Consider the following 8,437-nt stretch of genomic DNA (forward strand, 5'->3'; position numbering starts at 1 on the left):
AATAGCTGAGCGCCGTTTCGCCGTAGACGACCGCAATGGCGTCCCGGTCGCGCGCTACCTGCTCCTCAAAAAGACCATGGATCGTCTGATCATCCGGATATGCTGCCTGGGTGTCGTTCCACTCCACCAGCATGCGACGCTCGTCTGAAGCACCGAGCAGCGGCAACGCATCCACCGCCATGGCAGGATCACGGCAGAYCTCCTCCAGCAGCTTCTCATAGTGACCTGCCAGCTGCCGCATCGTCGCTTCGTCAAACAGGTCCGTATTATATTCAAACTCCCCGTAAAGCCCCTGCGGCGTCTCCGTTAGGCTGCAGGTCAGGTCGAACTTCGACGTGCCGGTCTGGCTGGAAAGCAGCTCGAAAGTCAGCCCGGGTAGCTCCAGACGTTCCTGCGGCGCATTCTGCAGGATGAACATGACCTGGAACAGCGGAGAATAGCTCAGGCTGCGCTGCGGCCTGACTTCCTCGACAAGCTGCTCAAACGGTATCTCCTGATGCGCATAGGCCTGCAGCGCCGTTTCCTTCGTCTGTAACAGCAGACGCTCAAAACTGTCGCCATCGCCAAATCGGCTGCGCATCACCAGCGTGTTGACAAAGAAGCCGATCAGCCCCTCAAACTCGACGCGGTTGCGCCCGGCTATCGGCGTTCCGATACAAATGTCGTCCTGCCCGCTATAGCGATGCAGCAGCGCTGCAAATCCCGCCTCCAGCGCCATGAACAGCGTTGCGCCATGCTTCTGGCCCAACGCTTTCAAATCGCCCGTCAGATCAGCCGGCAGGCTGAAGCCAATGGTGGCGCCGCGCTGCGTCTGGATCGCCGGCCGCGACCGATCCGTGGGAAGCTCCAGAAGCGCCGGCGTCCCATGCAGCTGGTCTTTCCAATACCCCAGCTGGCGTGCAAGGTAATCGCCCTGCAGCCGCTCGCGCTGCCAATGCGCATAGTCGGCATACTGCACCGGCAGTTCAGCCAATCCCGACGGCCGCCCTTCAAGCTGCGCACGGTACCGCTAGCAATATCAAAACGATATTTGGCATCCAACGAAAGAAAGTACTGCACAGAACGGTTTACGTTTCCATCTGCTGAAAGATCATTAACCTGAAAATCGAGGTCAGTTGCGGTAACGGTCGACGTTAGAATTGAATCTTCGAGCACCAGGGCTGAATGAAGAACGTCGTGCATCGAATGAATCTGCAGCAAAGCATCACGCAGACAATCAACATCTAAGGGGCCAGTGCCCCGTACCTGGAAAGCAACGTTATTGAGGTGGTMTGGGTCAGTTAGAGCCTCAATGTATAAAATGCGCTCTTGCGCCAGAGAAGCCCTTCGAAAAGATCTACCTTCTTCGCTTTCCAACAATGAACGAAGCCAAGGTTTATAAGCTATTAGCTCTTGGCGTAGCTCCTCATCTATGGCGCGCTTACCTGATACCTGAATCTTTCCATCCGGCAGAACACGCAATGCAATTCCAACGCGATGTATTTTCTCGAGAAACTTTGCAGCTGCAGCTAATGACATGACCACACTTCAAAATTAATCAAAATTCAGCGATAGCCAAAGCTATTAAAATGCGCCGCAAAGTCAACAACTGATTGTTGCGTTTATATGATCCAACAAGGATCAGTTGGTGAAAAAGCTACGATTTATATAGTGCCTCGCTTTCTCCGCAAGCATGAGGCGAGCTTCTTCATAAACCTATCCGGGCGTATTTCGTCGCGGAAGAGCTGACTGATATGGACGGCCGCGCGGGCAGGAGATCATTGCGTCAAGGGAGACGGTGGCTGCACTAGCCCCTCCTTCTCCTCGCGACATCAGAGCCGGCGGCCAACGATGGGCCCGACAACTCCAATGGGTTCCTCATGAGGCTACTCCGAAGATTTTGCACTAAGACTTTCTTTGTTCGGCATCATCGCGACCCCACACAGCCAGCCGTCGGATTTCCTGCAGGTGGCAGAAGCCCTGGCCAATGCAGCGCCAGGGCTATTTCGCAGGATTAGATCACCAGCGGCAGAGAAAATCGATTGGTCGGCGTCTCGTTCATGGTGGGGTCAATCCGGGCTGCAGCAAGCGGCCGCGAAGATTGCGGTATGCTGCAACGGAGACTATCGCAAAGCTTCTGTTTTTTCGTGGAACCGGCAATTTTGTGCGGGTACTTTCGTTCCTCGTGTGAGCCRCCACAGTATTACCTCCATCCTCGAGATGTGACCTCTGACATCATATCTTCGATGTTATTTTGGAAAGGTAACTGTCCACTGCATGAGCCCATAATTGTGGTTTGAAAAGGAGACCGTGACCAGCCCGGGCCGAAATAAATGTGCCCTTCCCTCCGGCTGAGGTAAAACTCTCGAAATTCCGTCTGCAGTGACTTATGCTGTAATACTGATCATTGCTTCCGTGAAGCCAAAGGGTGGGCAGGCCAGAGGTTGCACCCTTCTGAAATATGAGGGGGTTCACTGTCTCGTGCGCCGGGCATGCTCTGCCGAGCCAACCGCCATTGAAGTTAATGGCCCCAGAGAGCTTCATCGAACTCATACCCGCGTATGCGATTGACAAAATTCCGCCCCTCGAAACACCGCCGACAACAACTCGATTCAAATCGATGTCATCTCGGCTTTGAACAAAAGAAGCCACCGCGTTCATATCTTCAACCGCTCTGTCGAAACCCTTCAATGCGATCTCAGGTTCGCACGAGTAGCCGCTACCATCTGAAGCAAGTCCCTCTCCATACCGCCCTTCAGACTTTCCCCGTCCACGACGCTGAAGAAAGAGGACCAGCCATCCGCGTTCGTTGAAGAAATTTTGGATGACGGATGGAGATATAACTCGTTTGTACACCGCCGGATTCACGCCGCGGCCAGTAGAGCCATGGTTAAATATTAGTGTTGGGTAAGGGCCATTTGTGCGTGGACGTGCCACGACAACTTGTAATCGGACACCGTGTTCAGTTGACGGGATAAAAACTGATGATTTCTGAAACATTCCGGCTCCTTATTTGGCACTATCTTGAGGTGTTAGGTTTATTCGCAGTCAAGGTCTCCGGATCGTTGTTTTGACCGGTCACCCACGTGTTTTATCAACCGCTCGTGGTCTCTAACCAAGTTACGGCGCTAAAAATACCCATTATAATTTTTCACTCTCCACTGGGATGCACTTTCACGGCTCATTTCGGGGATCACCGTTCAACGCTCAACGGTTGTACTTGGGAGCGGGATATGGCTCAAAAAAAACTTGGAGAAAATCCAACCAAGTTTCGCATCGAGCAGTGCATATGCAGGCGTAACCTGGCGAGGCGATATGGGTTTCGTCAATTCTTCGATCCTGGATTCTGGGACAGGACCAATAGTCTCATTCACAATCACAGATTGTGACAAATAGTCAAACCGTCGGGTCAATAACGCCTTAAGAAATTGGAATTCCGTCATGCCGATGAAGGCTAGGCTGCGGAAAGCAGATCCAGGCGGAGTTTCAAAGTTTCCATCGGGCAAATATGCCTGATTTATCCAATATTCTCCACTTTTCTCATGATGACGGACATGAAGTCCGGCTATATTTCCCGGCTCTTGTTTGTAGAGGAGGTCGTTTGTAGTCGATGATATGTTGTCGCTATCTACTGGATCTGCAATCGCGTGCCAAGCGTACGAACCAAGAGCACCCCAAAGCCCACGTCCTACAGCGCGAGTGCAGAAAAGAATCAATGCACCCACAGGACTGTGTATTGAAAGAAGAAGCAATAGGCCATACCAGATCACCATGCCCCGCAGAAATTGCGGCAACTTTCGTCTTCTATGCTTCCACAGATATAATATTACATCGACACCAAATACTACGCTCAGCGTTGTTCGCATGTGATAGCTGCAGAAATCAATAAAGCTCGTTCTTTCACTACGGAGGGTTGTCTGAATATCGTCCGGCCCATTGTCCTCAACGTGATGAATATACACGTGCTGGACCCGATAGAAGCTAGGTTGGCGGCCTGCGAGAGGGTTCAAAATCCACCGGAGAAATTTGGACGTGCATGTCAGTATTAAGCGAGCGATTCCTTTCGTCTCCTTCGCAGGGCGGAAATGATCGTTGTGTATATCCGAGTGATCAACTTCCTCATGAAGTGCAGACGTTAATATTAGTACAGCATAAATATAGAAGGCGGCGTTCAAAACATTTGGCGCTTCAGGATATGCCATTGCTATAAATGCCACTGAAAGTGTTATGCCTTCAAGCAAGACAAACCGAATAAAGATAGCGCTTTCAGGATGCCGCAGACGGGAGGAATACCATCGCTCCGGCCATCGTTTTTGAATCAAGACATAAACTTCGTTTTTCTTCTGCGGAAAATAGTTCAGAGCATAGAAGGCGCGTACAAAAAGAACTAACGACCAGCTCCACAGTATAACGGTGAGTATCGCTTCATGCCATTGCAGGTTGTTATTATCGCGATTGGCCAAAATGCCACTCCCGACGACGCCTACTAGACCGGCAAAAAATACAGGAACAGGGAATCTGTCCACAATCTCGCCGGTTTTTTTCCACCTGAAAAGAGGGTACGACAAGATGAATGGAATATAAAACAAGTTTATAACAAGGAAACAAAAGCTCGTGTAGAATACGTTGACGCATGCACCAAAAAGACGTCCGGGCGTAACCCGATAAACAGTTGGTTTTATTGAATCCATCCGACAGTCCTGTAGTAAGCTACAACTATAAGGGGAGCTCGTTAAAAGCGAAAAAGGTGCTCGCTCCGACAAAATCACCACAAATGCGCGTATTTGTCCAGCGAAAACACGTCAATGGAATGAGTGTCCGACCGACAGAATAGCGTTTGTGCCTCATGCGCGCACGGAAATAAGATCGCGCATCACCGGCACGTTTGGGCTKACCCGGAACCGAGGCGTGAATCTAGGATTGACAGATTTGGACGGGCTTTCGCATGTTTTGAACGGGTGCTATGCCGTGATGGTCACGGCGCCCATCGCAAAACCATCCGCAATATCAGCGTTTCTTGCTCGGTCAGGCAGAGGCCTGCCTCCCAGCGTGATCGTGGACGGGCGGACTTGTGGGAAGTTCGTTGGAATGGCGCGCGATTTGATGTCGCAAAGTGTGAGAGCGTTCATCGTTTGCCAGCGTATCGGCATTCTTTAGGACAGAACGTTTTGCGCGGCTCAACTCGTTTCACAACGCATCACCACCGCCATCGACCGAGCGCGCGTGAGTGGGCTGGGGTTCTCGGTGAACGAGGTGGCGRCTAGCCGGACAACTGACTTTTCGATCAGTCGCCAGGTTCTAGCTGCGAAGCAAGACAGCTTTTGCTTGAAGCGCAGTTCTGCTCATAACGACAAATCACAAAGACCAATGGAAATCCGGTGGAGTGCCCCCATTTCGCCGGACAGATCAGCTATTGAGACAATGCTTTGATGAACTCCCTTGGGGAGGCCATTTTCAGCGCTGAGTGTGGGTGGATTTCATTATAGTCTTCGATCCATCCGTCGATCTTCCGGAGGGCTGTTGCGGCGTCCGGAATGGGTGAGATGCGTATGTAGTCCCGCTTCAGGGTTTTGACGAAAGCCTCCGACATGCCGTTGGACTGAGGGCTGGCCACGGGTGTGAAGCATGGGATCAGGTTGAGGACTTGGGCAAACAGCCTAGTCTCCCGCGCGGTGTATGCACTGCCGTTATCAGATAGATGTTCTATCGCATGCGGGGCGCTGGTTGCGCCGAAGCGCTTTTCGACGGCCTCCAACATCATGTCTCGAATGTCGGAGCCCGATATCCCGGCATTGGCGACGGCTGCCCATGAGATAATTTCCCGGTCAAACGCATCGATGATGAACGCGAGACGGACCACCTCKCCATTCCAGCAGGTGAACTCAAGGCCGTCCGAGCACCAGCGGAGGTTAGACCGCATCACCATGACCTTGCCGTCGTGCACACGGCCTACTCGCACCGCCGTGTGTTTCTCAAGGATCATAGCGTGATTGGCCATAATGCGATGAACCCGTTTGCGATTGATGACGGGCAGATCGGCAGCTCGCCGCTGCCTGTTGAGAAGGGCAGCAATCCGCCGATAGCCGTAGGTCGGCCGAGCATCCACGAGCTTGCGAATAGCAGGCAGCAGCTCGGCATCGTCTGCCTTCAGATACCGCCCACGCGGCTTGGACTTGCCTTTGCGTCGCGCGGCGAGATTGGACCGCGATACGCCCAGGACGTCAGCCACGGTCTTCATCGGGAACTGTCCTTCGGCAACAAGATCGGCCGCGATATCGGTTTTTTTGAGTGGGCTTTGGAAAGAGCTTCGCGGAGAATCTCGTTCTCCAACGTCTTACGCCCGAGGATGCGCTCAAGCTCGCGCACTCGATCTTCCAGCTTCTTCACCTCCGAATTGCCGATCACTGGCTCGTCAGAATCCACGGCCACCGCACCTCCCTCGCTCAGAAGCCTACGCCAGCGATACAGGAGATTTGGCGCAACTCCATGCCGCCGAGCCGCAGAGGAGACGGTCTCCCCGGCGGCATAGCTTTCCTCGATGATCTGCAGTTTGCGTTCCGTTGTCCAGCGTCGCCGCCGGACGTCACCGATCATCAAGTCAACCTGTCGAAACTCGTTAGACATAAGCTTATCCTCAAGCCTGTGCTTGAGCCTTCCTGCTTATGCTGAGTGTCCGGTCGAAAATGGGGGCAGTTCACCAATGGAAATCCGGCAACAGGCAAGAAACATGACGTGCGGTGGGTCGGTTCCCCGCGAGAGAGGAGGGCTGAGTACAAGGGATGCAACACCAAGTGGATTCGAGGAAACGTGCGGGCACTCTAAGCTTTGATCTGAAAGAGCGTAATTACCTTGTCGTCCGTAAGCATTTGGAACTGTCCGGAGAAAACCGAACCTTTCCTGAAACGCATATGTAGTTGTTGGTTTAGCTCGACCAAAACGCTACCCCGCTTCCAGTCGATGTCAATGATTGAGATGGCTTGGAAATCGAAATAGAACCCTACAATCGGATAAACCGCTTTAAAAAAGCTTTCCTTCATGGAGAATATCACGGTGAAGACAACGTCTCGTCGAGACGGTTCTTTAATCAAGACTATCTCGTTTTGATTTACGACCATTTCCATTATTTCGTTGATTGTCTCTTCCTTGGCGACATCTTCGGCGTCTAGCCCAACAGCAAGGACATTATCAACTTTGGCCGTTACCGCTACGGCGTAGGCGTGACAATGACTTATCGAGCCAACGATCCCAGCCGGCCAAATGGGGTGACGTCCTTCACCAATGCCGATGATCTCATCCTGCACTTGCCATCGCTTTAGTGACTCCTGGGCACAATAGCGACCAGCGAGAAACTCGGACTTTCGCTTGACGGTAGCCTTGTGTAGATATTGTTCGTAGCCTGGGTTTATCGTTAAGGTTAGCTCTTCTGAATAGGAGGAGGCATCGAAGTTGGTTTGAAAGATCGAAAATGCAGAATCATCCAACCAAAATAACTGTTTGGCATTGGAAAAGAATCTATTCATGCGCCATTTCCGGAATGTTGGACGCGACGGTTGGTCTACTATGAACTGAATGGATGAATGGTCGTGCATCAACAAAGACTGTCATTAAAAGTCCGCTTGTTCCAAAATCAGCAGTTTCAATAGTCGTGTCGACGTATTGAAGAAACAACCACGGTTCGCTCCATCAGAGCGGTATAGCTTCGGGTTCTAGTGTGGAATCATGCGGTCGGGCCTGTTTTCGTTTCCTGCTCGCATCTGCTCATAAATCGCAGTTGTTTGTTTGCAGCTTGTCTCGAACTTGAGGCATGGAGTTATTGGTGGGGCAAGTGAAATTTCACTGCGAATTGAATTTCGCATCCTTTCCTTCATCAGGTCATCAGGAGAGGCGTTGAGAGAGCTTTGCCTTTTTTGCCGCGGCTCAACGTGGGTTTGATCCTGCTAGCTCTCGAATGCTGACCGTCTCGGTGATGACTTCATGAGCCTTCCGTTAAAGTCTTATGGATAGTGGCAGATTTCGTGTCCCATGGTCCGCGCCGTGGATTTGTTTCTGGGCTGGTTGATTCGTAGTGAAGACCGCACGAGTCTTAGGACCAACACGACGTCATGCTTGGTCGCGTTCTCCGTATCACCTCATCAGTGGAGCAGCGACGTCGCTTCAAGCTGGCTCAGTTAGAATATCTCAAATCCGCAGCAATCAATGTTAGGGTTCGGCTGGCGCTGTTATCGACTGCGCCAGTTCGGCCAGATTGTCGGTGGTGAACAGGCTGCGTATACTTGCGTTCATGCCCATCTYGCGCATGCCCTGCACAATCCTGACAGCCAGGAGCGARTGTCCGCCGAGTTCGAAGAAGTTGTCGTGGATGCCGACCTGYTCGAGGCCGAGCACGTCGCACCAGATGCGGGCAAGCGCCTGTTCGGTCGGCGTGCGCGGGGCGACATAGTCCTGCGACCTGTAGCCG

At 52.2% G+C, this 8,437-nt stretch carries 6 protein-coding genes; all 6 read right to left on the reverse strand.

What is annotated here, in order from left to right; genetic code table 11:
• On the reverse strand, window positions 1–973 hold a 973-nt coding region (locus AC1DNW_RS35165; RefSeq protein ID WP_477855745.1), incomplete at its 3' end, for a condensation domain-containing protein.
• A 1,241-nt stretch (window positions 974–2,214) separates the two neighbouring features.
• Window positions 2,215–2,979 carry a dienelactone hydrolase family protein gene (locus AC1DNW_RS35170; RefSeq protein WP_477855747.1) on the reverse strand — a complete coding sequence of 255 codons (765 nt, stop codon included), beginning with the start codon at window positions 2,977–2,979 and terminating at the stop codon, window positions 2,215–2,217.
• Between the two features lie 200 nt (window positions 2,980–3,179).
• Window positions 3,180–4,670, reverse strand: coding sequence for a hypothetical protein (locus tag AC1DNW_RS35175; protein WP_477855748.1), 1,491 nt, complete (start codon window positions 4,668–4,670; stop codon window positions 3,180–3,182).
• Window positions 4,671–5,389: 719 nt separating this feature from the next.
• A protein-coding gene (locus tag AC1DNW_RS35180) for an IS3 family transposase (RefSeq protein ID WP_477855749.1) occupies window positions 5,390–6,603 on the reverse strand; the annotation gives its coding sequence in 2 pieces (ribosomal slippage) (window positions 5,390–6,267 and window positions 6,267–6,603; 1,215 coding nt in all).
• A gap of 194 nt (window positions 6,604–6,797) precedes the next feature.
• The gene (locus AC1DNW_RS35185) at window positions 6,798–7,499 is read right to left on the reverse strand and encodes a 4'-phosphopantetheinyl transferase family protein (protein ID WP_477855750.1); all 702 of its coding nucleotides are present in this window, start codon (window positions 7,497–7,499) and stop codon (window positions 6,798–6,800) included.
• Between the two features lie 679 nt (window positions 7,500–8,178).
• Window positions 8,179–8,437 (reverse strand): phosphopantetheine-binding protein (locus AC1DNW_RS35190; RefSeq protein ID WP_477855752.1); only part of this gene is annotated, 259 nt, incomplete at its 5' end.

This window comes from Rhizobium sp. 05L429 (genome assembly GCF_056397645.1).

Excerpts from the sequence above, each read along its gene's own strand:
- AC1DNW_RS35170 (WP_477855747.1), bottom strand. The coding sequence starts at position 2,979 with ATGTTTCAGAAATCATCAGTTTTTATCCCGTCAACTGAACACGGTGTC.
- AC1DNW_RS35175 (WP_477855748.1), bottom strand. The coding sequence starts at position 4,670 with ATGGATTCAATAAAACCAACTGTTTATCGGGTTACGCCCGGACGTCTT.
- AC1DNW_RS35185 (WP_477855750.1), bottom strand. The coding sequence starts at position 7,499 with ATGAATAGATTCTTTTCCAATGCCAAACAGTTATTTTGGTTGGATGAT.